The sequence below is a fragment of the Bacillus massilinigeriensis genome (genome assembly GCF_900117315.1).
In the GTDB taxonomy this organism is placed as follows: Bacteria; Bacillota; Bacilli; order Bacillales; family Cytobacillaceae; genus Bacillus_BE; species Bacillus_BE massilionigeriensis.
This window is the reverse complement of the sequence record NZ_LT630337.1, coordinates 3,100,810-3,126,700: the sequence shown is the minus strand read 5'-3', so window position 1 is coordinate 3,126,700 and position 25,891 is coordinate 3,100,810. Positions and strand designations below refer to the sequence as shown.

The 25,891-nt window shown below is 37.3% G+C and carries 23 protein-coding genes, 1 tRNA gene and 1 other annotated feature; of the genes, 23 read left to right on the top strand and 1 reads right to left on the bottom strand.

Annotation, left to right across the window (positions count from 1 at the left end):
• Positions 1-72 precede the first annotated feature (72 nt).
• The gene (locus BQ6100_RS15590) at positions 73-525 is read right to left on the bottom strand and encodes a YslB family protein (protein ID WP_075982501.1); all 453 of its coding nucleotides are present in this window, start codon (positions 523-525) and stop codon (positions 73-75) included.
• Positions 526-902: 377 nt separating this feature from the next.
• Here BQ6100_RS15590 and BQ6100_RS15585 point away from each other — a divergent pair, with 377 nt between their 5' ends.
• The 23 genes from BQ6100_RS15585 (at position 903) to lonB (ending at position 25,723) form a co-directional block, all read left to right on the top strand.
• Positions 903-1,511, top strand: a complete 609-nt coding sequence (locus tag BQ6100_RS15585; protein ID WP_075982500.1) for a succinate dehydrogenase cytochrome b558 subunit — start codon at positions 903-905, stop codon at positions 1,509-1,511.
• 51 nt (positions 1,512-1,562) lie between these two features.
• The gene (gene sdhA / locus BQ6100_RS15580) at positions 1,563-3,314 is read left to right on the top strand and encodes a succinate dehydrogenase flavoprotein subunit (protein WP_075982499.1); all 1,752 of its coding nucleotides are present in this window, start codon (positions 1,563-1,565) and stop codon (positions 3,312-3,314) included.
• 22 nt (positions 3,315-3,336) lie between these two features.
• Complete coding sequence (sdhB, locus tag BQ6100_RS15575) at positions 3,337-4,098, top strand: succinate dehydrogenase iron-sulfur subunit (protein WP_075982498.1); 762 nt, start codon at positions 3,337-3,339, stop codon at positions 4,096-4,098.
• A 247-nt stretch (positions 4,099-4,345) separates the two neighbouring features.
• Entirely contained in the window at positions 4,346-4,810 is a 465-nt protein-coding gene (locus BQ6100_RS15570) for an acyl-CoA thioesterase (protein ID WP_075982497.1), read from the top strand.
• Positions 4,811-4,957: 147 nt separating this feature from the next.
• Complete coding sequence (gerE, locus tag BQ6100_RS15565) at positions 4,958-5,182, top strand: spore germination transcription factor GerE (RefSeq protein ID WP_019154738.1); 225 nt, start codon at positions 4,958-4,960, stop codon at positions 5,180-5,182.
• 190 nt (positions 5,183-5,372) lie between these two features.
• The gene (locus BQ6100_RS15560; RefSeq protein ID WP_075982496.1) at positions 5,373-5,831 is read left to right on the top strand and encodes a MarR family winged helix-turn-helix transcriptional regulator; all 459 of its coding nucleotides are present in this window, start codon (positions 5,373-5,375) and stop codon (positions 5,829-5,831) included.
• Between the two features lie 10 nt (positions 5,832-5,841).
• Positions 5,842-6,636, top strand: coding sequence for a glutamate racemase (gene racE, locus BQ6100_RS15555; RefSeq protein WP_075982495.1), 795 nt, complete (start codon positions 5,842-5,844; stop codon positions 6,634-6,636).
• Positions 6,637-6,756: 120 nt separating this feature from the next.
• Entirely contained in the window at positions 6,757-7,836 is a 1,080-nt protein-coding gene (locus tag BQ6100_RS15550; protein WP_075982494.1) for a GerMN domain-containing protein, read from the top strand.
• A gap of 132 nt (positions 7,837-7,968) precedes the next feature.
• Positions 7,969-8,715 carry a ribonuclease PH gene (gene rph, locus BQ6100_RS15545; RefSeq protein ID WP_075982493.1) on the top strand — a complete coding sequence of 249 codons (747 nt, stop codon included), beginning with the start codon at positions 7,969-7,971 and terminating at the stop codon, positions 8,713-8,715.
• Between the two features lie 17 nt (positions 8,716-8,732).
• Positions 8,733-9,332 (top strand): XTP/dITP diphosphatase, encoded by a 600-nt coding sequence (locus tag BQ6100_RS15540; RefSeq protein WP_075982492.1) that lies wholly within the window; start codon positions 8,733-8,735, stop codon positions 9,330-9,332.
• A gap of 6 nt (positions 9,333-9,338) precedes the next feature.
• Complete coding sequence (locus BQ6100_RS15535; RefSeq protein WP_075982491.1) at positions 9,339-9,851, top strand: metallophosphoesterase; 513 nt, start codon at positions 9,339-9,341, stop codon at positions 9,849-9,851.
• A 611-nt stretch (positions 9,852-10,462) separates the two neighbouring features.
• Positions 10,463-10,539, top strand: a tRNA-Arg gene (locus BQ6100_RS15530).
• Between the two features lie 394 nt (positions 10,540-10,933).
• Positions 10,934-11,180 (top strand) — a binding site (T-box leader).
• An 80-nt stretch (positions 11,181-11,260) separates the two neighbouring features.
• Positions 11,261-12,976 (top strand): acetolactate synthase large subunit, encoded by a 1,716-nt coding sequence (gene ilvB / locus BQ6100_RS15525; protein WP_075982490.1) that lies wholly within the window; start codon positions 11,261-11,263, stop codon positions 12,974-12,976.
• Positions 12,973-13,494, top strand: coding sequence for an acetolactate synthase small subunit (gene ilvN, locus BQ6100_RS15520; protein WP_075982489.1), 522 nt, complete (start codon positions 12,973-12,975; stop codon positions 13,492-13,494). Before ilvB ends, ilvN begins: the two co-directional genes overlap by 4 nt.
• Positions 13,495-13,521: 27 nt before the next feature.
• Complete coding sequence (ilvC, locus tag BQ6100_RS15515) at positions 13,522-14,544, top strand: ketol-acid reductoisomerase (protein ID WP_075982488.1); 1,023 nt, start codon at positions 13,522-13,524, stop codon at positions 14,542-14,544.
• Entirely contained in the window at positions 14,531-16,069 is a 1,539-nt protein-coding gene (locus BQ6100_RS15510) for a 2-isopropylmalate synthase (protein WP_235816534.1), read from the top strand. Before ilvC ends, BQ6100_RS15510 begins: the two co-directional genes overlap by 14 nt.
• Before the next feature lie 64 nt (positions 16,070-16,133).
• A complete protein-coding gene (leuB, locus tag BQ6100_RS15505; protein WP_075983597.1) occupies positions 16,134-17,246 on the top strand; it encodes a 3-isopropylmalate dehydrogenase in 1,113 nt (370 codons plus the stop codon).
• Between the two features lie 154 nt (positions 17,247-17,400).
• Positions 17,401-18,813 carry a 3-isopropylmalate dehydratase large subunit gene (leuC, locus tag BQ6100_RS15500; RefSeq protein ID WP_075982487.1) on the top strand — a complete coding sequence of 471 codons (1,413 nt, stop codon included), beginning with the start codon at positions 17,401-17,403 and terminating at the stop codon, positions 18,811-18,813.
• Positions 18,814-18,826: 13 nt separating this feature from the next.
• Positions 18,827-19,426, top strand: coding sequence for a 3-isopropylmalate dehydratase small subunit (gene leuD, locus BQ6100_RS15495; RefSeq protein WP_075982486.1), 600 nt, complete (start codon positions 18,827-18,829; stop codon positions 19,424-19,426).
• Between the two features lie 198 nt (positions 19,427-19,624).
• Entirely contained in the window at positions 19,625-20,647 is a 1,023-nt protein-coding gene (locus BQ6100_RS15490; protein WP_075982485.1) for a tetratricopeptide repeat protein, read from the top strand.
• A gap of 153 nt (positions 20,648-20,800) precedes the next feature.
• A complete protein-coding gene (gene tig, locus BQ6100_RS15485; RefSeq protein WP_075982484.1) occupies positions 20,801-22,087 on the top strand; it encodes a trigger factor in 1,287 nt (428 codons plus the stop codon).
• 496 nt (positions 22,088-22,583) lie between these two features.
• A complete protein-coding gene (gene clpX / locus BQ6100_RS15480) occupies positions 22,584-23,852 on the top strand; it encodes an ATP-dependent protease ATP-binding subunit ClpX (protein WP_075982483.1) in 1,269 nt (422 codons plus the stop codon).
• A gap of 203 nt (positions 23,853-24,055) precedes the next feature.
• Entirely contained in the window at positions 24,056-25,723 is a 1,668-nt protein-coding gene (gene lonB, locus BQ6100_RS15475; RefSeq protein WP_075982482.1) for an ATP-dependent protease LonB, read from the top strand.
• Positions 25,724-25,891 lie beyond the last annotated feature (168 nt).

Here is a 25,891-nt window from a genome sequence, read left to right as displayed (position 1 = left end):
TACAAAAGTAAACCAAAATAAAGAAGCTTTCATATGATGGATTCCATATGAAAGCTTTAGAAATGTCTGTAATTACTCGGTAGGATCCTTTTTATCCCATTTAACGGTAATTTGAACCTTTCCTGATCGCTTTTTTGGATGTTCAAAGCCTTCACAAATAAGTTTTTTTTGCATTTCAATTTGTTGGGCAAGGAATCCAGCTTCAAGCTGGAAGGAAGTTCGAGATTTCTGCTTGATTAAATGTGTAATACGTTCACTTGCAATTTCAAATTCAATTTCATTTTTATTTTCTTCTTTTATTAAAAGTGAGCCCCAGGCGGCTTGAGAAAAGAAGTCGACTATTTGCTCAATTGTTTCTAATGGGAATTTACGTGCGAGACTTTTTCCTGCCCAATACAAAAGGTAGGGTGTATCTTTTCCTAATAGCTCTGGGATAAGAATTTCACGTATTAAGTCATAACCAAAAGCAGGTACATGATAAGAATCCGTATATGAAAATTTTTCTGTGGATGAAATTTCGCTCAAGTGATCTCCCCTCTTTCTACTATTCTATTATATACAATTAGGGCTAAATTACGCACGATTTTGATAAAAAAGAGAGAGGATTGTTATATGTAAAAATTGCTATTTCAAAATAACGGAAATAGTGGAGATTGAGAAGGAAATTTAGGTCAAAATATAATTTTCATCAATTTCTGTATATTTTAAAAATTTTATCTATATATGTCGATTTTGTGTATCCGTTTTCTTGACGCTCTATAAAGTTGGGGGTAAAATGAACATGTCACATAATTGTAAAAAGTAAAAGTATTTAAAAAGGATGGGTCAGTTTTTTACTTATTATTCCATGATAGATAAGTAGAGTACTGATTCATCTCTTAAAATTAAGGGGGGTTAATTTTATGGCAGGTAATCGAGAGTTTTTTAATCGCAGATTGCACTCGCTGTTGGGGGTCATTCCGGTAGGATTATTCCTCTGTCAGCATCTTGTGGTAAACCAATTTGCAACTAGAGGAGAAGAATCATTTAATAAGGCTGCTGGCTTTATGGATGCTCTTCCATTCAAAATTTTTCTAGAGATATTTATTATCTTCTTACCATTATTATTCCATGCAATCTACGGACTTTATATCGCTTTTACTGCTAAAAACAACACAAGCAGATTTGGATTTTTCCGTAACTGGATGTTCCTACTGCAACGTGTAACAGGGGTAATCACGTTAATTTTTGTCACATGGCATGTTTGGGAAACAAGGGTTCAGGCTGCATTTGGAGCAGAGGTTAATTTTGAAATGATGGAAAATATTCTTTCTAATCCATTTATGCTCTGGTTCTATATCATTGGGATTGTTTCAGCAATATTCCACTTTGCTAATGGACTTTGGTCATTCTTTGTTAGCTGGGGTATTACCGTATCACCAAGATCCCAACAAATTTCTACATATGTAACTTTAGTAATCTTTATTGCGTTATCGGTTGTAGGAGTTCGTACGTTATTTGCTTTTATTTAATAGAATAATAGATTGTTTTTTTTTGGACTAGGATTTTAAGGAGTGAGTCGGATGGGTAAAGGAAAGGTTATCGTAGTTGGTGGCGGATTAGCTGGCTTGATGTCCACAATTAAAATTGCAGAAGCAGGTAAATCTGTTGAATTATTTTCATTAGTTCCAGTAAAGCGTTCTCACTCAGTTTGTGCTCAGGGTGGGATTAATGGAGCTGTAAATACAAAAGGTGAAGGAGATTCACCTTGGATCCACTTTGATGACACCGTTTATGGTGGGGACTTCTTGGCTAACCAGCCTCCAGTAAAGGCAATGTGTGAAGCAGCACCTGGGATTATCCACTTAATGGATCGTATGGGAGTTATGTTTAACCGTACTCCAGAAGGATTATTAGACTTCCGTCGCTTTGGTGGAACACAGCATCACCGTACTGCATTTGCTGGTGCAACAACTGGTCAACAGCTTCTATATGCATTGGATGAACAGGTTCGTCGCCATGAAGTAGCCGGCCTTGTTACAAAATATGAAGGCTGGGAGTTTTTAGGCACAATCATTGATGACGATGGCGTTTGTCGCGGGATTGTTGCTCAAAACTTAACGTCAATGGAAATTAAATCGTTTGCTGGTGATGCGGTTATTCTTGCTACAGGTGGACCTGGTATTATTTTTGGTAAGTCTACAAACTCTGTCATCAATACTGGATCTGCAGCTGCGATTGTTTATCAGCAAGGAGCCTATTACGCAAACGGTGAGATGATTCAAATTCATCCAACCGCAATACCAGGGGATGATAAGCTTCGTTTAATGAGTGAATCCGCTCGTGGTGAAGGTGGACGTATTTGGACATATAAAGATGGTAAGCCATGGTATTTCCTAGAAGAGAAATATCCTGCCTATGGAAACTTAGTACCACGTGATATCGCAACACGTGAAATTTTTGATGTTTGCTTTAATCAAAAGCTAGGAATCAATGGGGAAAATATGGTTTATCTTGATCTATCCCACAAAGATCCACATGAACTTGATGTTAAGCTTGGTGGAATCATTGAGATTTATGAAAAATTCACTGGGGATGACCCTCATAAAGTTCCAATGAAAATTTTCCCTGCAGTTCACTATTCAATGGGTGGACTTTGGGTTGATTATGATCAAATGACCAACATTCCTGGACTATTCGCTGCGGGAGAGTGTGATTATTCTCAGCATGGAGCTAATCGTCTAGGTGCCAATTCCTTACTATCCGCTATGTATGGTGGAATGGTTGCTGGGCCAAATGCAGTCAATTATATTGAAGGACTTGAAAAGAGTTCAGATTCTGTCCCATCTTCTGTATTTGATAAATATGTTAAAGAAGAGGAAGAGAAATGGAATAATATTATGTCCATGAATGGAACGGAAAATGCATATGTTCTTCATAAAGAACTTGGTGAGGTTATGACTGAGAATGTAACAGTTGTCCGTTACAATGATAAGTTATTAAAAACGGATGAAAAAATCCAAGAACTATTAGAACGTTATCAAAACATCAATATTAATGACACTGGAAAGTGGAGCAACCAAGGGGCTGCATTCACTCGCCAGTTACAAAATATGCTTCAACTAGCCCGTGTGATCACCATTGGGGCTTATAACCGTAATGAAAGCCGGGGGGCTCATTATAAACCAGAGTTTCCTAAACGTAATGATAAGGAATTCTTGAAAACAACAATGGCTAAATTTGTTGATGCTAAATCTGCTCCTGCTTTCCACTATGAGGATGTAGATGTCTCGTTAATTAAACCACGTGAACGCGACTACACTAAAAAGCACTAATTGAAAGGGGAGTAGGAAAAGTATGTCTGAAAATAAAACCGTGAAATTTATTATTACTCGTCAGGATAACCCGGGCGCTGCTCCTTACGAGGAAGAATTCGAAATTCCATATCGTCCGAATATGAACGTTATTTCTGCATTGATGGAAATTCGCAGAAACCCAGTGACTTCAAAAGGTCAAAAGACCACTCCAGTTGCTTGGGATATGAACTGTTTAGAAGAGGTTTGTGGGGCTTGTTCCATGGTGATTAACGGCAAACCACGCCAATCATGTTCAGCACTAATAGATCAGCTGGAACAGCCGATTAGATTGGCACCAATGAAAACCTTCCCAGTTGTTCGTGACCTACAAGTGGATCGTAGCAGAATGTTTGACTCTCTTAAGAAGGTTAAGGCCTGGATTCCGATTGATGGAACCTATGATTTAGGTCCTGGTCCACGTATGCCAGAGAAAAAGCGTCAATGGGCATACGAACTTTCAAAATGTATGACCTGTGGTGTTTGTCTAGAAGCTTGTCCGAATGTAAATAGTAAATCGAATTTCATTGGACCACAACCTTTATCACAAGTTCGTTTATTCAATGCCCATCCAACGGGTGCGATGAACCGTTTTGAGCGTTTAGAAGCCATTATGGGTGATGGAGGACTGGCAAACTGTGGTAATTCACAAAACTGTGTACAGTCATGTCCAAAGGGAATTCCTTTAACGACATCAATTGCATCATTAAATCGTGATACAGCAATTCAATCATTTAGAAACTTCTTCGGAAGCGATCAAGTATAATGAAAAGGGACTGACTTTCATAAGTCAGTCTCTTTTTTATAAATAAATCCTATTTATTCTCTTTTTTTAAAAAAAATATTTCAGAAAATAACGAAAATTATCCTCAAATAGGTTTTCAATCATTGGAAAAATTATTATAATAGTAAAGTATAAAAATAAATGAATGATTGCTCATTCATTTATTGGGATGGAACGAAATGTGATGGATTCTTTTACAATGTATTTTTATGGAAACAGGGGGATTAAAGTGAGTAGAATAAACTATATTAACGATTTTAATCAATGGGAGAGCGAGTTTGAATTTTATTATGAAGTGAAGGTCCGATTTTCTGAAACAGATATGTTTGGCCATTTAAATAATACGGTGCCATTTATTTATTTTGAAAGTGCAAGGATTGAGTATTTTAATAGCTTGGGATTCATGCAGGAATGGGTAACTCCAGAAAATGAGACAATCCCAGTGGTTGCTGATCTTCAATGTGATTATCTCAAACAGGTCTTCTACGGAGAAGAATTAAAGGTATTTGTGAAAGCTGCAAAGATTGGAAATACATCCGTTGATATTCATTATTTAGTGAAGAATCAAAAGGAACAAACCTGTATCGTGGGACGTGGCACAGTGGTGCAAATGTCCAAAATCACAGGGAAGGGAGTACCATGGTCGGAAGAAATGATTGCATTGTTTCAAAAGAACCAACGCGTAGGAGTATAAAAAATGATTGAAACCCATTTCTTCAAATAAAATAAACCTTTAAGCAATTCTAGTCACTCCGACCCTTTTATTAACATATGATATGGTGACTAAATATATACCCACCCCGCTGTTCATAGCTGGCGAAGGCAAGGAGGGTTACAATACTTGAAGGAGAATGAATATACTCACAAGCCGTTACTCACCAAACGCGAAAGAGAAGTGTTCGAACTGTTAGTACAAGACAAAACAACAAAGGAAATCGCTAGTGAATTGTTTATCAGCGAAAAGACGGTTCGGAATCATATTTCGAATGCTATGCAAAAGCTTGGTGTTAAGGGGCGATCACAAGCTGTTGTAGAGCTCCTAAGAATGGGAGAACTAGAACTATAATTTAGACCGGCTATCCTTTTAAAGGAGGCCGGTTTATTATTGCTTAGATTAAGGGATAGACAATATTTCCTTCTTGATATTTAATCATAAAAGATAGAAAATAGGCACATGGATAGCTTCGGAAAATAACTTAGTAGGTTAATATATGAATGTTGTTAGAAAATGATAGCAAGCTTAGGAGTTGTGAATGATGTTTGATAATCTGGAGGATCGAGGTCATGTAGAGAATTCAGTTGCTGAAATAGAAAAAGACTTAAGATACATAGCGGGTATCATTAAGCAAAAGGGGAGAGAAATCCTAAGTGATTTTACCATAACCCCGCCCCAATTTGTCGCACTTCAATGGTTATTTGAAGAGGGAGGCATGACAATTGGGGAGTTATCGAATAAAATGTATTTGGCGTGCAGCACGACAACTGATCTGATTGATCGAATGGAAAAAAGCGAGCTTGTAAAAAGGGAAAAGGACCCAAATGATCGCAGAGTTGTTCGCATTCATTTATTACAAAAAGGTGAGCGAATAATAAATGAAGTTATTCTAAAACGTCAAAATTATCTTCAACATTTACTGGCAGACTATTCATATGATGAGGTAAAACAATTACAAAATAATATGAAAAAACTACATCAAGAAATGAGTAAAGAATGAGGCGAGATTTTTGAAACAACCAATTGGAATAATAGATTCGGGAGTTGGAGGATTAACAGTAGTAAAAGAAGTGATGCGTCAGCTTCCAAATGAACAAATCTTATATGTTGGGGATACAGCAAGATGTCCCTATGGTCCAAGACCAACGGAGGAAGTCAAAGCTTATACATGGCAAATGACCCAATTTTTACTTGAAAAGGATATTAAAATGCTTGTCATTGCCTGTAATACAGCAACAGCAGCTGTACTTGATGAAATTCAGAAAGAGCTGAGAATACCCGTCATTGGTGTTATTCATCCTGGTGCAAGAACAGCAATCAAAGTAACGAAAAACTACCAAATTGGGGTCATCGGGACAATTGGCACCATTAAAAGCCATGCTTATGAAATTGCCTTAAAATCGATAAATAATAAGTCAAAGGTTACTGGCCTTGCTTGTCCTAAATTTGTTCCTCTAGTTGAAAGCGGAGAGTATAATGGTCCAGTGGCTAAAAAAATAGTTGCTGAAACCTTAAGACCATTGAAGAAAAAAGGTCTTGATACACTGATACTAGGGTGTACCCATTATCCATTATTGGAGGCATTAATCAAAAATGTGATGGGGAAGGGGGTCTCCGTCATCAGCTCCGGTGAGGAAACTGCTCGTGAGGTAAGCACTATTTTGTACCATAGTGGGAAACTAAATACATCGAATCACAGAGCAGAACATCATTTCTACACAACCGGATCAAGGTCTATTTTTAAAAAAATCGCCACTCAATGGCTCGAAGAAGAAAATATAAATGTTTCATCTATCCGACTTTAGGTGACAGGCACCTTCCAGAAAAAGGAAGGTGCCTGTCACCTAAAATTTTTTCTAAAGACGGTCTAAATTACAAATAGGCTCGTATACATGGTAGTACAAACTGTCTTTGGAGGGATAAAAATGTTTAAAAATAAAAAATCAATGATTGTGTCGTCAGTCATGATTTCATCGCTTCTCTTGTCTGGGTGTGGCTTATTAGACTTTGAGTGGAAGCAAAAGATTGACCCACCTAAGGAAGAATCATTGACAGATGATACTTCAAAAATAAGCACAGAGGAAGGAACAGCTGAAAAGGAAAACAAAGATCAAAATGTGGCTGCTGAGAACACCTTAAAAACAGAGCTTTATCTTGTGGATAAAAATGGCTACGTTGTACCACAAACCCTAGACTTACCAAAAACAAATTCTGTGGCGAAACAAGCTTTGGAATATTTAGTTCAAGGTGGACCAGTAACGGATATGTTACCTAATGGTTTTAAAGCTGTTATTCCTGCTGAAACCAACGTGAGCGTGGATATTGATAAAAAAGATAAAGTAGCTACAGTGAATCTTTCTAAAGAATTCAAGAATTATAAGAAAGAGGATGAATTGAAAATCTTACAATCCATCACTTGGACTTTGACTCAATTTGATTCCGTTGACAAGGTAAAGCTTCAGCTAAATGGATACGCATTAAAAGAAATGCCTGTGAATAAAACTCCAATCAAAGATGGATTAACAAGGGCAAATGGGATCAACATCGATACGACAGATGTATTGGATATTACCAATACAAGGGCGGTGACTGTTTATTATTTAGGAGAGGAAGATGATTCATACTATTATGTCCCTGTTACTCGTCGTGTGAGCAATAAAGTCGACAATAATATTCAAGCGGCAGTAGACGAGCTTATTAAAGGACCTAGTTATACTTCAAAACTAGTATCCGACTTCTCAGAAGAAGCTAGACTTTTAGATGAACCAAAAGTAGAAAACGGGAAAGTAACTTTAAACTTTAATGAATCCATTGTAAATAGCTTAGATAAGAAAAAGGTTTCACAGCATTTATTAGAATCCTTGGTGTTATCTTTAACAGAACAAAAAGGAATTGAAAGTGTAGCCCTTACTGTCAATGGAAAAACAGATCTTCTCAATGAGAAGGGGGAAAAACTCACCAAGCCTGTAACAAGACCGGAAAATGTGAATACAGGTAGTTTTTAAAAAAAATTTTTTGATATACTATAGAATAGACTTCGAAAAGGGGTTGGCATTTTGCCAGCTCTTCTTTCTTGTTTGAAGTATAATATTTACGATTGTTCTGAGAGGTTTTTGTAAGACTAAGGAGGAATCATTATGCGTTTTGATGGAAGAGAACCGCAACAATTAAGGCCCATACATATTGAAACTGGTTATATTAAACATCCTGAAGGATCAGTACTAATTACAGTAGGAGACACAAAAGTTATTTGTGCAGCCAGTATTGACGAAAGAGTACCCCCTTTTATGCGTGGTGAAGGGAAAGGATGGATTACAGCGGAATATTCGATGCTTCCAAGGGCCACAGAGCAGAGAAATATTCGTGAATCTTCCAAAGGGAAAATCACTGGAAGAACAATGGAAATACAACGTTTAATTGGAAGGGCATTGCGCTCAGCAGTGGATTTAGAAGCCATTGGAGAGCGTACGATTTGGCTTGATTGTGATGTAATCCAAGCAGATGGGGGCACAAGAACAGCATCAATCACAGGCGCTTTTGTTGCCATGGCTATAGCTCTTGAGAAGCTTTATTCAACGAAAAAACTTTCAAAATATCCAATTAAAGACTTCTTGGCGGCAACGAGTGTCGGTATTTTAGAAGATGACAGTGTTGTATTAGATTTGAACTATGTAGAGGATTCCCAAGCAAAAGTGGATATGAATGTTGTGATGACAGGAAATGGAGAATTTGTTGAGCTACAAGGAACTGGAGAAGAAGCGACATTTTCTTATCAGCAGCTTCAAGATCTCTTGAGTATTTCTCAAGAGGGAATTATGAACCTTTTTGAAAAACAAAAGGAAGCATTAGGAGAAGAGATTGTTAGAAAAATAATGAAAAAATAAAGGGGAAATTTTTAAAAATGAAAGAAGTCATCATTGCAACGAAAAATCCGGGGAAAGCAAAAGAATTTGTACAAATGCTGGAGCCCCTAGGATTTCAGGTGAAAACTTTACTTGATTACCCAGAAATAGAAGATGTCGAAGAAACGGGAAAGACATTTGAGGAAAATGCAATCCTTAAAGCGGAGAGTATTTCAAGTGCTTTAGGAAAAATGGCTATAGCTGATGACTCAGGGATCGTGATAGATGCTTTAGATGGAAGACCGGGAATTTTTTCTGCCAGATATGCAGGAGAAGAGAAAAATGACGAAAAAAATATCGACAAAGTATTAGCCGAACTAGAAGAAGTGTCAGAAAGGGATCGTACTGCACGTTTTTATTGTGCCCTTGCCGTTGCTGTCCCAGGTCAAAGCACATTTACAGTGCACGGAACTTGTGAAGGTCTTATCTTAAAAGAACGAAGAGGAACAAATGGTTTTGGTTACGATCCAATTTTTTATGTCATTGAAGAAGGAAAATCAATGGCAGAATTAGCACCTGAGGAAAAAAATCAGATTAGTCATCGTGCAAATGCATTAAAAGAGCTAAAAAGAGTTTTTTTAACAGAATTTAAAGGGTGAGAATGTATGGGGAAAATTCTTATTGTCAGTGATAGCCATGGATTAACGAATGAATTAGAGAAACTTAAAGAGACATATAAAGATGAAGTTGATTTGATGATTCATTGTGGTGATTCAGAGCTTTTTGCGGATGACAAGCAAGTGGATAAATTTCTCATTGTTAGAGGTAATTGTGATTATGAGTCGAAATTTCCTAATGATATTCTTGAAACCTACGAGGGCCTAAATATTTTCATAACTCATGGACATAGATACTCTGTGAAGTCTTCTCTCATGAGTCTTCTATATCGTGCAAAAGAGCTTGATGCTAAAATTGTTTGCTTTGGTCATTCCCATATTGTCGGGGCTGAAATGAATAAGGGGATCCTCTTTCTTAACCCCGGAAGTATTAGTTTGCCAAGAGGACGTCGAGAAAGAACGTATATGATTCTTGATATCCAAAAGACAAGTCTCGATTTACGGGTGTATGATTTCGATAGTGGAGAATTAGAGGAATTAAGGCAAAGCTTTACACTTTAAAAAAAGTGGATTATTGTCTATAATATTTGTAAGAGGGTTAATTCATCCTCTTACAAATATTTTCTTAAGAAAATGATTTATAGTTATTGACTTTTGTAAGCTATCCACCTATAATAAAAAATGTCTTTGAAAAAAGGAACGACATATATTATTAAGTTGTCCCAGTAGCTCAGCTGGATAGAGCACGTTCGAATAAGCTTCTCCGAATAAGCAACAGCGTACTAATCGAACCACTGCTTGAATAATCTTTCTGAGATTAGGACGTACCCCGAAATGTGGTAGTAAAAATTAAATATATATTATTAATAAGTCCCAGTAGCTCAGCTGGATAGAGCACGTTCGAATAAGCTTCCTCGAATAAGCAACAGCGTACTAATCGAGCCACTGCTTGAATAATCTTTCTGAGATTAGGACGTACCCCGAAATGTGTTAATAAAAATTAAATAGATATTATTAAGTTGTCCCAGTAGCTCAGCTGGATAGAGCACGTTCGAATAATCTTCCTCGAATAAGCAACAGCGTACTAATCGAGCCACTGCTTGAATAATCTTTCTGAGATTAGGACGTACCCCAAAATGTGGTAGTAAAAATTAAATATATATTATTAATAAGTCCCAGTAGCTCAGCTGGATAGAGCATACGCCTTCTAAGCGTACGGTCGGGAGTTCGAATCTCTCCTGGGACGCCATCTATACTACATACCTTTAAAGTTAACTCACTTAAATAGTGAGTTTTTTTGTTTTTCCTCTTCTTTTCACGATCTTTTTAATCCTTAATCCTCATATAGCAGTCAATCCCTAACTGGATTTCTTAAGATCATAGGAGGATTTAGAAAAATTCAAAAAAAATTAATAATTTGAAAAACGTCGATTGCACCAACATTGTAAGCGATTACAGCTTGATTTATTAATCTAAATTATCAAATAATTCTTGAAAATGGTGTTGACTCTCATACGAAATCAGCGTAAGATAATCCTCAAATAAAGAAAACAACACTCCATAACTTCTTTCCTTCTAAAGTAAAAATAGTGTTTGTTCTCTCTATTTTTTTAAGGTCTTGATGAACATTTAAAGATTAATATTAAAAAGCGTTGACGAGGATAAGTAGTTTTTTGTTTAGATCTACAGAGAGCCGGGATTTGCTGGGAACCGGTGATTTGAACTTAAGATGAACTCACCTCTGAGCACTAATTTGAAACTTGAGTAGAGTTAGTCGAGTGCCCGCACTCGTTATCAAAATGATCAGCTACATGATCAAAAGTGCACACGTTTCATGTGTGAACAAGGGTGGTACCGTGGATTGGTTTAATAAGCCTTTTCATCCCTTATGCCTTATATAGATAGGTATTTGGAGATGAGAGGGCTTTTTTATTTATAATTAAACAACCATTAAGGGAGGTCAATTATTCATGTTGCAAGAAGCCGCCTTTACGGAAACAAAGGCTGAAAACCGATCGATTACTGGTGCAGAACTTTTATTAGAAGCATTAGAAAGGGAAAATGTCGAAGTCATATTTGGCTATCCGGGTGGAGCTGTCTTACCACTTTATGATAAAATCTATGATTCTAAAATTCTTCACGTCTTACCTCGACATGAACAAGGGGGCATCCACGCAGCTGAAGGTTATGCAAGAATCTCTGGTAAAACGGGAGTGGTTATTGCAACATCTGGTCCGGGTGCAACCAACATCGTGACTGGTCTAACTGATGCGATGATTGATTCATTGCCATTAGTTGTATTTACTGGCCAGGTGGCGACTGGAGTAATTGGCACGGATGCTTTTCAAGAAGCAGATGTTCTTGGAATTACAACGCCGATAACAAAATATAACTATCAAGTTCGCAATATTGCGGATATTCCACGAATTGTTAAAGAGGCTTTTTATATTGCTTCAAGTGGAAGACCAGGACCAGTATTAATTGATTTACCTAAGGATATCGCTTCTGGAATCTCTGAACGACCTGAAGAGCAAGAAATTAATCTTCCTGGTTATCAACCAAATGTGCATCCAAACTACCTACAAATTAGAAAGCTAACAGAGGCAGTAAGCAGCGCAAAACGCCCAGTTATTTTAGCAGGGGCAGGTATTCTTCATGCCAATGCTTCAAAGGAGCTTAAGGAATATGCAGAGCAACAGCAAATTCCTGTTACTCATACCTTGCTAGGTCTTGGAGGCTTTCCTGCTGAACATGAGCTTTTTATTGGAATGGCTGGCATGCATGGCTGTTATGCAGCGAATATGGCATTGTATGAATGTGACTTACTCATCAATATTGGTGCAAGATTTGATGACCGTCTTACAGGAAATTTAGAACATTTTGCTCCAAATGCAACAGTTGCGCATATTGATATTGATCCAGCAGAGATTGGGAAAAACGTTCCAACACAAATCCCAGTCGTGGCTGATGCGAAGGAAACCTTGAAGCAGCTTATTGCTCAAGACGGAAAGCCACCATTGCACAAAGAGTGGGTGGAAACCGTTCAAAAATGGAATGAAAAGAACCCATATCGCTATGAAAACTCTGAACAATTAAAGCCGCAAAAAGTACTAGAAATGCTTTACGAAAAAACAAATGGTGAAGCAATTGTTGTTACTGATGTTGGTCAGCATCAAATGTGGGCAGCACAGTATTATAAATTTTCAAATGCCAATCGATGGGCAACATCAGGAGGCCTTGGTACGATGGGATTTGGCTTACCAGCAAGTATTGGAGCTAGCTTCGCTGACCCAGATTCAATTGTGTTATCCATTAATGGAGATGGCGGCTTCCAAATGTGTACTCAAGAGCTTGCTGTCATTAAAGAGTATAATCTTCCAATCAAGATTATCATCCTTAATAACAAGGCTCTTGGAATGGTTAGACAATGGCAGGAATTATTCTATGATGCAAGATATTCACATAGTAAGAATCCTGTTCAACCATCCTTTGTAAAAATTGCGGAGGCTTTTGGAATCAAAGGCTATGAAATTCATCATGAAAAGGAAGCTGAAACCATTCTCAATGAGGTATTAAACAATCGTGAACCTGTTCTTTTGGATTTTAGAATTAATCCAGATGAAAATGTATACCCAATGGTTGCACCAGGCAAAGGATTACATGAAATGGTGGGTGTAGAAGAATGAAACGAATAATTACATTAACTGTAATGAATCGTCCAGGGGTCCTCAATCGAATGACCAATTTGTTTTCAAAAAGAAATTATAATATTGAAAGCATTACCGTTGGTCATTCTGAACAGGAAGGGGTTTCAAGAATTACTTGCGTCGTGAATGTTGATAATGACCAAATAATTGAACAGATTACAAAGCAGCTTAACAAGCAAGTTGACGTAATTAAAGTAACAGATATTACCGAGCAATCTATTGTTGCCAGGGAATTAGCGTTAATAAAAGTATTAACTACTGCGAGCACAAGAAATGAAATCTATTCTTTAATTGAACCTTTTAGAGCATCTATCGTCGATGTCAGCAAGGATAGTATTAGTATTCAAATTACAGGTGAATCTGATAAAATCGAAGCTTTTATCGAGTTAATAAGACCATATGGAATTAAGGAACTGGCACGAACTGGTACAACTGCATTCCAACGTGGAACACAAAGAGCAAGTAACAATCAATCTAAATCATTTTCTATTGTTTAATTTCAGTAACGAAAGGGAGTATTAATCATGGCAAAAATGTATTATAACGGAGACGCAAATCAATCATATTTTAATGGGAAAACGGTAGCAGTTATCGGATACGGATCACAAGGTCATGCGCATGCCCAAAATATGAGAGAAAGTGGAGTAAATGTAGTTATTGGTCTTAGACAAGGTAAATCTTGGGATAAAGCAGTGGAGGATGGATTTGAAGTATATTCTGTTGGCGAAGCAACTGCAAAAGCTGATGTAGTAATGATTCTATTACCTGATGAGCTTCAACCAAAAGTATATAATGAAGAAATTGCTCCAAACCTAACCAATCAAGCATTAATGTTTGCTCACGGATTTAATATCCATTTCCATCAAATTGTTGCACCAAAAACAAGTGATGTTTTACTTGTTGCACCAAAAGGTCCTGGACATTTAGTAAGAAGAACTTATCAAGAAGGTGCAGGGGTACCAGCGTTATTTGCCATCTATCAGGATGTAACAGGTGAAGCAAGAGAATTAGCATTAGCCTATGCCTATGCCATTGGAGCATTACGTGCTGGAGCTCTAGAAACAACCTTTAAAGAAGAAACTGAAACTGACCTATTTGGAGAACAAGCTGTATTATGTGGAGGTCTAACTTCATTAATCAAAGCTGGTTTTGAAACTCTAACTGAAGCTGGATATCAACCAGAATTGGCTTATTTTGAGTGTTTACATGAAATGAAGCTAATCGTTGACTTAATTTACGAAGGTGGATTAGAAAGAATGCGCTATTCAATTTCTGACACAGCACAATGGGGCGACTTTGTTAGTGGTCCAAGAGTAGTCAATGCTGCTGTTAAAGAAGAAATGAAGGCTGTTCTTAAAGATATTCAAGAAGGTCAGTTTGCTAAAGGTTGGATTCTAGAAAACCAAGCTAATAGACCGGTTTTCAATGCAATTAATGAAAATGAAAAACAACATCCAATTGAAAAAGTAGGAAAAGAATTGCGCGCCATGATGCCTTTTGTCAATAAAGACAGAAAGAAAGAAGTGGTGGGTAGTGCGCAAAATTAAAATATTTGATACGACATTAAGAGACGGAGAGCAGTCAGCTGGAGTCAATCTCAATTTTACCGAAAAGTTTGAAATAGCTAAACAGCTCGAAAGACTTAATGTGGATATCATAGAGGCAGGTTTTCCAGCTGCCTCTAAAGGGGATTTTTCCTCGGTACAGCAAATCGCAAATGCAATCAGAAATTGTTCGGTGACTGGGCTAGCACGCTCAGTCTATACCGACATTGATACGGCTTGGGAGGCTCTAAAGAATGGAGCGGAACCAAGATTACATGTATTTATCGCAACATCTCCCATTCACCGTGAATATAAGCTGAAAATGTCTAAAGAAGAAGTCTTAAATACTTCAGTAGAAATGGTTAAATATGCGGCGAAAAAGTTTCCGATTATTCAATGGTCTGCTGAGGATGCTACACGAACAGAGCTCCCATTCTTAGCAAGTATTGTAGAGGCTGTCATTCAAGCTGGAGCAAATGTCATTAATATTCCTGATACAGTTGGATACACAACGCCAAAAGAGTACGGAGAAATTTTCCAATATTTAAAAAATAATGTTCCCTCTATTGATAAAGTTTCATTGTCCACTCATTGCCATGATGACTTAGGGATGGCAATCGCCAATTCCCTTGCAGCGGTAGAAAACGGTGCGACACAAGTTGAAGGGACGATTAATGGAATCGGTGAAAGAGCAGGCAATGCCGCATTAGAGGAGTTTGCTGTCGCTCTATACACAAGACAAGACTATTATCAGGCTGAGACCCGACTGAAACTAAAAGAAATCAGCCGATCAAGCAATCTTGTTAGTAGATTAACAGGAATGGTGGTACCAGCAAATAAAGCGGTCGTGGGTAGAAATGCCTTTGCTCATGAATCGGGTATTCATCAGGACGGAGTATTAAAAGAAAAAACAACCTATGAAATTATTTCACCTGAATTAGTTGGCTATCAAGAAAACTCATTGGTTCTAGGGAAACACTCAGGTCGACACGCTTTCAAAAATAGATTAGAAGAAATCGGGCTAACCGTCGAAGAAAGTGAAATAAGTAAACTTTTTGCCGTCTTTAAAGACTTAGCTGATCGTAAAAAGGAAATGACGGATGATGATTTAGTGGCAATTGTTCTGGAAGAGAAGCTATCGAAGGAAAAGAAATTCTTTGATTTGACACAATTACAGGTCCAATATGGAACGAATAATGTTCCTACGGCAACTGTTACTCTTTCAGGAAGAAATAATGAGGTAATTCAAGAGGCCGCTACAGGCTCAGGAAGTATCGAAGCCCTTTATAACACTTTAGAAAAATGCATAAATGAAAAGGTTCATTTAAAAGATTATCGAATTCAATCGGTTGGTGCTGGTAGAGACGCCTTGGCACAGGTTTTTGTCAAGCTTGAGTATGCAGGAACAGCGACAAGTGGCAGGGGATTAGCACAAGACGTGTTGGAGGCATCCGCAAGAGCCTACCTAAATGCCATTAATCGAGTGATATACATGAACGAAAAAAATCCCACAGTTTTACAGAGTTAATTAGCATAATAAGAGCTCTTTCTGAGGTGGAGATGGAGCTTTGACAAAGAACGGAGTGAAAAGAATGAAAAAACAGATTGCAGTTTTATCTGGAGATGGAATTGGTCAAGAGGTAACACAAGGAGCAATCGACGTTCTGAAAGCGATTGGAGAAAGATTTAATCATCAGTTCTATTTCATCTATGGAAAAATTGGTGGATCAGCCTATGATGCAGAAGGCACTCCACTTCCAGATGAAACGATTAAATTATGCAAGGAAAGTGACGCAGTTCTTTTAGGGGCAGTTGGTGGAACAAAATGGGACCGTATTCCTGTACATTTACGTCCCGAGCAAGGTTTGTTGAAGATTCGTAAGGAATTAGATCTTTATGCAAATTTAAGACCAACTAAATATTATCCTAGTCTTGAAGAATCATCTCCACTTCGAAAAGAATATATCCAGGACGTCGACATGCTTATGGTGCGGGAACTCACTGGTGGATTATATTTTGGAAAACCAAGTGAGCGGACTAAGCAGGACGGAAAGGATGCAGTGGTTGATACATTATTCTACCAAAGATACGAAATGTATCGAGTCATTGATTTAGCTTTCCAATTGGCTAGCAAGCGCAAGAAAAAAGTTACATCAGTTGATAAAGCGAATGTATTAGAATCAAGCAGAATGTGGAGAGAGGTCTCAGAAGAAATCGCAACTAAGTATCCTGATGTTGAACTTGAACACATGCTAGTAGATAACGCTGCAATGCAAATGATTAAAAATCCGAAGAAGTTTGATGTTGTTGTAACAGAAAATATGTTTGGTGATATTTTAAGTGATGAAGCATCTGTTTTAACAGGCTCACTAGGAATGCTTCCATCTGCAAGTATCTCACAAGATGGACCATATTTATATGAACCTATTCACGGTTCAGCTCCTGATATTGCTGGACAAAATAAAGCAAATCCACTTGCTACTATTCTATCTGCCGCAATGATGCTTCGATTATCCTTTGGATTAGAGAAAGAGGCACAAGCAGTTGAGCATGCAGTTAATGAAGTTTTAGAAGCAGGTTTTAGAACAATGGATATTTCATCAACTGGTAAGAAGGTTGTTAGCACCTCCGAAATGATTCAAGAGGTTAAGTCGACCATTCTAGATCAAGGTGAAATTTCAAACATCATGAATTGCTATGCGTAACAAACAAGATTAAAGCTGACTAGTGAAGTTTTGTTCCTCTTTTTTACAGGTGCTATAAATTTTAGGTAACTGTAATATTGGTGCAAAATTCGATAGAGTCAGCTTTTTCTTCATAGTTTAGATGGTTAATAAAGAGAAATTAGGAGGCTTGGATATGGGGAAGTCAATTGTTGAAAAGATATGGGAGAATCATGTCGTTCATAGGGAAGAGGGCAAACCAGATTTATTATATATTGATCTTCATTTAGTACATGAAGTAACATCACCACAGGCATTTTCCGGTTTACGAATGAAAAGTCGAAAGGTAAGAAGACCTGATAAAACCTTTGCTACGATGGACCATAATGTTCCGACTTTCAATCGATTTAAAATAGATGATCCAGTTGCCTTAAATCAAATGACCACACTTGAGAAAAACTGTCTTGAATTTGGAGTGCCGTTAGCTGGTTTAGAAAGTCCAGATCAAGGAATTGTTCATGTTATAGGTCCAGAACTAGGGTTAACTCAGCCTGGAAAAACAATTGTATGCGGAGATAGCCACACTTCTACTCACGGTGCTTTCGGTGCACTAGCTTTTGGAATAGGTACCAGTGAGGTTGAGCATGTATTAGCCACACAAACTCTATGGCAAACAAAGCCAAAAACCTTAAAGCTTCAAATCGATGGAAAGCTTGCAAAAGGTGTCACAGCTAAGGATGTCATCCTCTATATTATTGCCAAAGAAGGAATCAAATTTGGTACAGGTTATGTCATTGAATATTGTGGAGATGTCATAAAGAACTTGTCAATGGATGAAAGAATGACGATTTGTAATATGTCCATTGAGGGTGGTGCTAGAGCAGGCCTAGTTAGTCCAGATGAGACAACATTCGCTTACTTAAAAGGAAGAAAATATGCTCCGAAAGAAGAAGAGTTTGAGAAATATGTTCAAAAATGGGGCGAATTAGCCTCAGATTCAGATGCAGAATACGACAAGGTAATCGAAATCGATGGAAATGATATATCTCCAATGGTCAGCTGGGGAACCAATCCATCGATGACTGCCAAAATTGAAGATAATGTTCCAACAGTAGCAGAATGTCAGTCGGAAATTGATATCAGCTCATTACAACACGCTGTTCAATATATGGGTTTAAAAGAAGGTCAAAAGATTGAAGACATCGAGGTTCAGCATGTATTTATCGGCTCATGTACCAATTCCAGATTAGATGATTTACGTCAAGCTGCAGAAGTAGTAAAAGGGAAAAAGGTGAATCCAAAGGTTAGGGCATTAGTCGTTCCAGGTTCTCAAAAGATCAAGAAACAGGCTGAAGAAGAGGGTCTTGATAAAATTTTCATTGAAGCTGGTTTTGAATGGAGAGATTCTGGCTGTAGCATGTGTTTAAGCATGAATAATGATATCGTCCCAAGCGGAGAGCATTGTGCATCAACTTCTAATCGGAACTTCGAAGGCCGCCAGGGAGCTGGAGCAAGAACCCACTTAGTTAGTCCGGCAATGGCAGCAGCAGCCGCAATCTACGGTCATTTTGTCGATGTCAGAAAAATAATGACAGCAGAGATGGTGTGAAGGAGGAATTGTAATGAGTGGAGTGAATTTATTAGAAGGTAAAGCGGTTGGGTTAAATCGCGCAAATGTTGATACAGATCAAATTATCCCAAAACAATTTCTTAAAAGAATTGAAAAAACCGGATTTGGTCAATATCTATTTTTTGATTGGCGATATCTTCCGAATGGAGACCTTAACCCTGATTTTGAATTAAATGCCCCACAAAATGCTGGAGCAGAAATATTAATTGCAAATGAAAATTTTGGTTGTGGTTCTTCGAGGGAGCATGCTCCATGGTCATTATTAGATTATGGTTTTAAAGCGGTTATTGCCCCATCCTTCGCAGATATTTTTCATCAAAACTGTTTAAAAAATGGAATTTTGCCTATTGCATTGAAACCAGAGGAAGTTGATTATCTATTAGAAAAAACGAAGGATCAACCAATAAACCTAAGCATTTCATTAGAAGCGCAAACAATTGAAGATCAAGAAGGATTTAAAGCTCAATTCTCCATTCATCCATATTGGAAAAACCTATTGATGAATGGATGGGATGAAATTGAAATCACCATACAACTAGATGATGAAATTAGAAAATTCGAAGAGAAGGAAGAACTATTTAAAATTTCATGATTGAAAACTGTACAACCATACATTAAATAATCGTAGATTAAGGGGCCAAACATCTAATAACAAGAAAATAGATGCGTGAAAGAGAGGCATCTTCTATTGTGCAAAAGGATGTTTTGGCTCCTTTTCTACACTTTTTTGTTTTTTCGTCTTTATCATGCTAAACTTACTTCATTAAGAAAGGATAGGAGATCATTATAAATGAAAAGACGGGAACGAAAAAAGAAAGGTAATGTGATACTCTTTCCCGATTTAGAAAAAAGGCTTTTGATTATGGGGGTAGAAAGTCTCCAAGAGAAAAACTACCATCAGGCGATACAATTTCTAGAAGAAGCGAAGGAATTAGATAGTGAAAATGAGGAAGTATACATAGGTTTAGTTCTTTCCTATTATGAAACTGGAAATTATCAAGAGGCAAAGCTGCTAGCTAAAAAGATGTTAGCGGAAGGGATTGGAGATTATTTTCAGACAGCGGATTTATATATGATGATCCTTATTCAGCTACATGAGTATGAAGAATTGATTTCCTATATTGAAGTTTTAGTTGAAGAAAATGAAATCTCAAGTGAAAAACAAGTTCATCTCTTGAACATGCTGCAATTTTACAAAAGACAAATGGAAGATCAACAAGACCAGCATGAGGACGGATCGAATGACGAGAACGAAATCAGCCTTCAAAGCCTTTTTGAAGAGGAAGATATATATAAACAAATGCTACTGTTATCTGAGCTGTCAACCCGGAATATTAGAGTGTACTTAACCGAGATTAAAGCCTATCTCATTAGTGAGCAAGGAAATCCTTTCTTGAAGACGATGCTACTCAACATATTACATGACCAGCAATTCGATCAAGAAATTGAAATAGAGAAATTTGGGGAAAGATTATCGGTCAATCCAATGAAGCTTCATTCCATTCAAGACCAACCACAATTATTGGCTATCATAGAAGAACTGAAAAAGCATTTTGAAAATGATGATCCAGTTCTATATGAAAATACAAAAAAATTGGTGGAAAGGCAGCTTTTCATATTGTATCCATTTGAAATAAATCCACCTAATTCCTTTCTCTGGGCAATGGCTTATTATGTCACTGCAAGTGAATATTTAGGAAAGGAATTATCTCTTGAAGAATTTTGTGAGTTAAACGACATACAGGAGGATTCTTTGAAAAATGCTCTAATGGAAATACAAAAAATAGAAAAAATTTCTTATCCGATATTTTAGTCTTGCCTGTTGAAACAAGGAAATCGTATGTTATAATGTAGTGGTTGCAATGTGTAAATTTTTTTACATATTAAAAAGGATGTATATCCATAAACGAACTTAATGTCGTTATGAATCTCAAACTGATAATAGATTTTTGGAGGGAAGTACCTAATGTCTGCAAAATGGGAAAAAGTAGAAGAGAATGTTGGTGTTCTCACTGTTGAAGTAGATGCAGAGAAAGTAAACGAAGGTTTAGATGCTGCATTTAAAAAAGTTGTAAAACAAGTAAATGTACCAGGATTCCGTAAAGGAAAAATGCCTCGTAGTATTTTTGAAAAACGCTTTGGTGTAGAATCACTTTACCAAGACGCAATCGATTATTTACTTCAAGATGCATACGAAAATGCAATCAATGAAACAGGAATCGAGCCAGTGGATCGTCCTGAAATCGATGTTGAACAAATTGAAAAAGGCAAAACATTCATTTTCAAAGCAAAAGTTACTGTTAAGCCTGAAGTTAAGCTTGGCGAATACAAAGGTCTTGAATTGAAAAAATTCGATACAACTGTAACAGATGAAGATGTTGAAAACGAATTGAAATCTCTTCAAGAAAAACATGCTGAGTTAGTTGTTAGAGAAGAAGGCACAGCTGAAAATGGTGATACTGTTGTTCTTGATTTCGAAGGTTTCGTTGATGGTGAAGCATTCGAAGGCGGACAAGCAGACAACTATACACTTGAATTAGGCACAGGCACATTTATTCCTGGATTCGAGGAGCAATTAGTTGGAACTAAAGCTGGGGAAGAAAAAGATGTTGAAGTGACATTCCCTGAAGAATACCATGCTCCTGAATTAGCTGGAAAACCTGCTGTATTCAAAGTGAAAGTTCATGAAATCAAAACTAAAGAACTTCCTGAGCTAGACGATGAATTTGCTAAAGATGTGGATGATGAAGTAGAAACTCTTGATGCTCTTAAAGAAAAAATTAAAGGTCGTTTAGAGCATGACAAAAAGCATGAAGAAGAACATTATGTTCGTGATACCCTTGTAGAAAAGGCTGCTGAAAATGCAGAAATCAATCTTCCAGAAGTAATGACTGAAAATGAAGTAAACCGCATGGTTCAAGAATTCGAACAACGCCTACAAATGCAAGGCTTGAACAAGGAATTATACTTCCAATTCTCAGGCCAAGATGAAAATGCTCTTCGTGAACAAATGAAGGAAGAAGCAGAGCAACGTGTTCGCGTGACACTAACTCTTGAAGCAATTGCAAAGGCTGAAGGAATTGAGCCAACTGAAGACGAGATCAATGAAGAACTTCAAAAAATGGCTGAAATGTACAACATGACTATTGATAATATCAAAAATGCTCTTGGCAACCTAGATGGCTTAAAAGGTGATCTTCGTATCAGAAAATCAATTGAGCTACTTGTTGAAAACAGCAAAACGGTTGAATAATTAAGATAATTATATTAGACATTTCATAAAAATGTTGAGGTAGAAACACCTCTTTTATAATGAATAATGACAAGGCGCGATTCCATCGTGCCTTGTTTTATACAATATTTCCTTTAATTTTTTTGTAATAACATAGGTGTTATATTACATATGCTAGTAAAACCAACCTTCCTTTATCATGGACTAGCAATAGTCAGAAAATAAAATACATATAAATAATAATGAAAAATGAAACAAACCGATATACATATAATAAAAGTGCTGATTTTCGATTTAACTGTACGACATTTGGTTAAGCTTAATGGGTACATATTAATTTTTTGATCTCAAGAGTGAATTAGATGTTCTAGGAGTTATTATTTCATCTAAATAGCTAAAATGTGATACAATGCATTTACATAATACCGAAGAATATGGATATGCTGATAGACAAATTTTACACTTGAGATCTGCATGTTTTAAATATAGGGTATAGAAGTCGCTAAGGGGTGAAAATATGTTTAAATTTAATGATGAGAAAGGACAATTAAAGTGTTCCTTTTGTGGCAAAACACAAGACCAGGTTCGCAAACTAGTTGCCGGACCAGGTGTATATATATGTGATGAATGTATTGAATTATGCACTGAAATCGTGGAAGAGGAGCTTGGTACAGAGGAAGAAGTTGAATTCAAGGATGTGCCAAAGCCGAAAGAAATCCGCGAGATTCTTGACGAATATGTCATTGGACAAGATGAAGCAAAGAAATCTTTGTCTGTAGCAGTATATAACCACTATAAACGGATTAATTCTAACAGCAAAATAGATGATGTTGAGCTTTCAAAGAGTAATATCGCTATGATCGGACCGACTGGTAGTGGGAAAACCTTATTAGCACAAACTCTGGCAAGAATCTTAAACGTACCATTTGCCATTGCAGATGCAACATCCCTTACAGAAGCAGGCTATGTTGGAGAAGATGTGGAAAATATTCTTCTAAAGCTTATTCAAGCTGCTGATTACGATGTTGAAAAGGCAGAAAAGGGAATCATTTATATTGATGAAATTGATAAAATTGCTCGCAAATCAGAGAACCCTTCCATAACAAGAGATGTATCTGGTGAAGGTGTTCAACAAGCACTTCTAAAAATCTTGGAAGGTACTGTTGCAAGTGTTCCTCCTCAAGGTGGGCGTAAACACCCCCATCAAGAATTCATTCAAATTGATACAACGAATATTTTGTTCATTTGCGGTGGTGCATTTGACGGAATTGAGCCTATCATTAAACGCCGTTTAGGTCAAAAGGTTATTGGTTTTGGATCTGAATTAAAACAAAAAGACATAGAAGATAAGGATCTTCTTTCAAAGGTTTTACCAGAAGATCTATTGAAATTTGGGTTAATTCCTGAATTTATTGGCCGTCTACCAGTTATTGCTAGTCTTTCTTCATTGGATGAAGAAGCTCTAGTAGAAATTCTAACTAAGCCAAAAAATGCCCTTGTTAAACAATTCCAAAAGATGCTTGAATTAGATGAAGTTGAGCTTGAATTTGAAGAAGAGGCATTGATTGAAATTGCTAAAAAGGCAATAGAACGCAAAACAGGTGCTCGTGGTCTACGTTCTATCATTGAAGGCATCATGCTCGAAGTAATGTTTGATTTACCATCACGGGAGGATGTCTCAAAATGTATCATTACAAAAGAAACTGTAATGGAAAACAAAGAGCCAAAGCTTATTTTGAAAGATGGTACTGTACTTGATGAAGAGGAACGTAAAACATCAGCGTAAATAACGAAAAACTAGCTCGAGAAGCTTTATATATTTATTCTCCAATGAGGATAAATATTAAGCCTTTCTCGAGCTTTTTTGTCCCTTTCCACATTGGTGGTTGAGCCTTTTCTTCCTAATATTTCTTTGGGAATTTTGTTTATTCAATCCTTTACGAGGAGATACTAGATAAACAACGGGAAGAAATGCAGGAGGGATAAATAATGAGTTGGACAGGGATTGCTTTATTTGTTCAGTTATTTTTTGGAATCATTATTGGACTATACTTTTGGAACTTATTAAAAAGTCAACGTACCCAAAAAGTTTCTATTGATAGAGAATCAAAAAAAGAAATGGATCAGTTGAAAAAGATGCGGTCTATTTCTTTAACAGAGCCATTATCTGAACGAGTCCGTCCAATGACATTTTCAGATATTGTTGGTCAAGAGGATGGCATTAAGTCGTTAAAAGCCGCGCTTTGCGGTCCAAATCCACAACATGTGATTATTTATGGTCCCCCTGGTGTAGGAAAGACGGCCGCGGCCAGACTTGTATTAGAGGAAGCGAAAAGGAATCCAAAATCCCCTTTCCAATTTTCTTCTGTTTTTGTAGAGCTTGATGCAACTACAGCGCGTTTTGATGAAAGGGGAATTGCTGATCCATTAATTGGGTCCGTTCACGATCCAATTTATCAAGGTGCCGGTGCAATGGGACAAGCTGGTATTCCTCAGCCGAAACAGGGAGCTGTAACCAATGCGCATGGTGGTGTTTTGTTTATTGATGAAATTGGGGAATTACACCCGATACAAATGAATAAGCTATTAAAAGTACTAGAGGATCGTAAAGTGTTTTTAGAAAGTGCCTATTATAGTGAGGAAAATACCCAGATTCCTTCACATATTCATGATATTTTTAAGAACGGTCTCCCGGCTGATTTTAGACTGATTGGAGCCACTACAAGAACTCCGAGCGAGATTCCACCAGCCATCCGATCAAGGTGCATGGAAGTATTTTTTCGTGAATTAACGGAAGAAGAAATTGAGAAAGTTGCACGAAAAGCAGCAGCTAAGGTAAATTTAGCAATCAGTGAGGTTGGATTAAATACTTTAGCTCAATATGCTCGGAATGGTCGAGAGGCTGTAAATATGATTCAGATTTCAGCAGGACTCGCCATAACAGAGGACAGAAATTATATTAAAGACGAGGATATCGAATGGGTCATTCATTCAAGTCAGCTTACTCCTCGGATGGAAAGAAGAATAGGTGAAGCGTCAACAGTAGGGCTTGTTAATGGTCTGGCTGTATATGGTCCGAATACGGGTGCTCTTCTTGAAATTGAGGTAACTGTGATTCCGACAAAAGGGTCAGGCTCAATCAATATTACGGGAATTGTTGAGGAAGAAAGTATTGGGGATAAAGGGAAATCAATCCGCAGAAAAAGTATGGCGAAGGGTTCAATTGAGAATGTCATCACTGTCCTCCGTTCCATGGGGGTCCCAGCGGATGAGTTTGATATCCATGTGAATTTTCCGGGGGGTGTCCCAATTGACGGACCTTCAGCGGGTATTGCCATGGCTACGGGAATATATTCAGCAATTTATAAGCATCCGATTGACCACAAGGTTGCGATGACTGGTGAAATTAGCATACATGGAAATGTTAAGCCGATTGGTGGAGTATATCCAAAGGTGAAGGCAGCGAAAAAGGCTGGGGTCCAAAAGGTGATCATTCCAAAGGAAAATTTACAGGGCATGTTAAAAGAAATAAAAGACATCGAGATTATACCGGTTACTCATCTATCGGAGGTATTTGAAATCGCCTTATTAAAGGAATATGCCGAGGAACAAGCCATTACTGCTTCTGTTGAATTAAAAAAGAAGGAAAGTATTTAAATTCTCTTATGGTGTAAACACGGCATCCGTTCACCTTTAAATTTGAACATGCTGAGAAATAGGTCTACACTATACTAGAAACAAGGGTGACTTCGGTTTGCAGATATGTACAAACCGAGGTTTTATTTTTGTGAAAAATATACTCAGGTCTAGTCATGTATAAATGGT

Coding starts and splice junctions, on each gene's coding strand:
- BQ6100_RS15585 (WP_075982500.1), top strand. CDS start 903: ATGGCAGGTAATCGAGAGTTTTTTAATCGCAGATTGCACTCGCTGTTG.
- sdhA (WP_075982499.1), top strand. CDS start 1,563: ATGGGTAAAGGAAAGGTTATCGTAGTTGGTGGCGGATTAGCTGGCTTG.
- sdhB (WP_075982498.1), top strand. CDS start 3,337: ATGTCTGAAAATAAAACCGTGAAATTTATTATTACTCGTCAGGATAAC.
- BQ6100_RS15560 (WP_075982496.1), top strand. CDS start 5,373: ATGTTTGATAATCTGGAGGATCGAGGTCATGTAGAGAATTCAGTTGCT.
- BQ6100_RS15550 (WP_075982494.1), top strand. CDS start 6,757: ATGTTTAAAAATAAAAAATCAATGATTGTGTCGTCAGTCATGATTTCA.
- rph (WP_075982493.1), top strand. CDS start 7,969: ATGCGTTTTGATGGAAGAGAACCGCAACAATTAAGGCCCATACATATT.
- BQ6100_RS15540 (WP_075982492.1), top strand. CDS start 8,733: ATGAAAGAAGTCATCATTGCAACGAAAAATCCGGGGAAAGCAAAAGAA.
- BQ6100_RS15535 (WP_075982491.1), top strand. CDS start 9,339: ATGGGGAAAATTCTTATTGTCAGTGATAGCCATGGATTAACGAATGAA.
- ilvB (WP_075982490.1), top strand. CDS start 11,261: ATGTTGCAAGAAGCCGCCTTTACGGAAACAAAGGCTGAAAACCGATCG.
- ilvN (WP_075982489.1), top strand. CDS start 12,973: ATGAAACGAATAATTACATTAACTGTAATGAATCGTCCAGGGGTCCTC.
- ilvC (WP_075982488.1), top strand. CDS start 13,522: ATGGCAAAAATGTATTATAACGGAGACGCAAATCAATCATATTTTAAT.
- leuB (WP_075983597.1), top strand. CDS start 16,134: ATGAAAAAACAGATTGCAGTTTTATCTGGAGATGGAATTGGTCAAGAG.
- leuC (WP_075982487.1), top strand. CDS start 17,401: ATGGGGAAGTCAATTGTTGAAAAGATATGGGAGAATCATGTCGTTCAT.
- leuD (WP_075982486.1), top strand. CDS start 18,827: ATGAGTGGAGTGAATTTATTAGAAGGTAAAGCGGTTGGGTTAAATCGC.
- BQ6100_RS15490 (WP_075982485.1), top strand. CDS start 19,625: ATGAAAAGACGGGAACGAAAAAAGAAAGGTAATGTGATACTCTTTCCC.
- tig (WP_075982484.1), top strand. CDS start 20,801: ATGTCTGCAAAATGGGAAAAAGTAGAAGAGAATGTTGGTGTTCTCACT.
- clpX (WP_075982483.1), top strand. CDS start 22,584: ATGTTTAAATTTAATGATGAGAAAGGACAATTAAAGTGTTCCTTTTGT.
- lonB (WP_075982482.1), top strand. CDS start 24,056: ATGAGTTGGACAGGGATTGCTTTATTTGTTCAGTTATTTTTTGGAATC.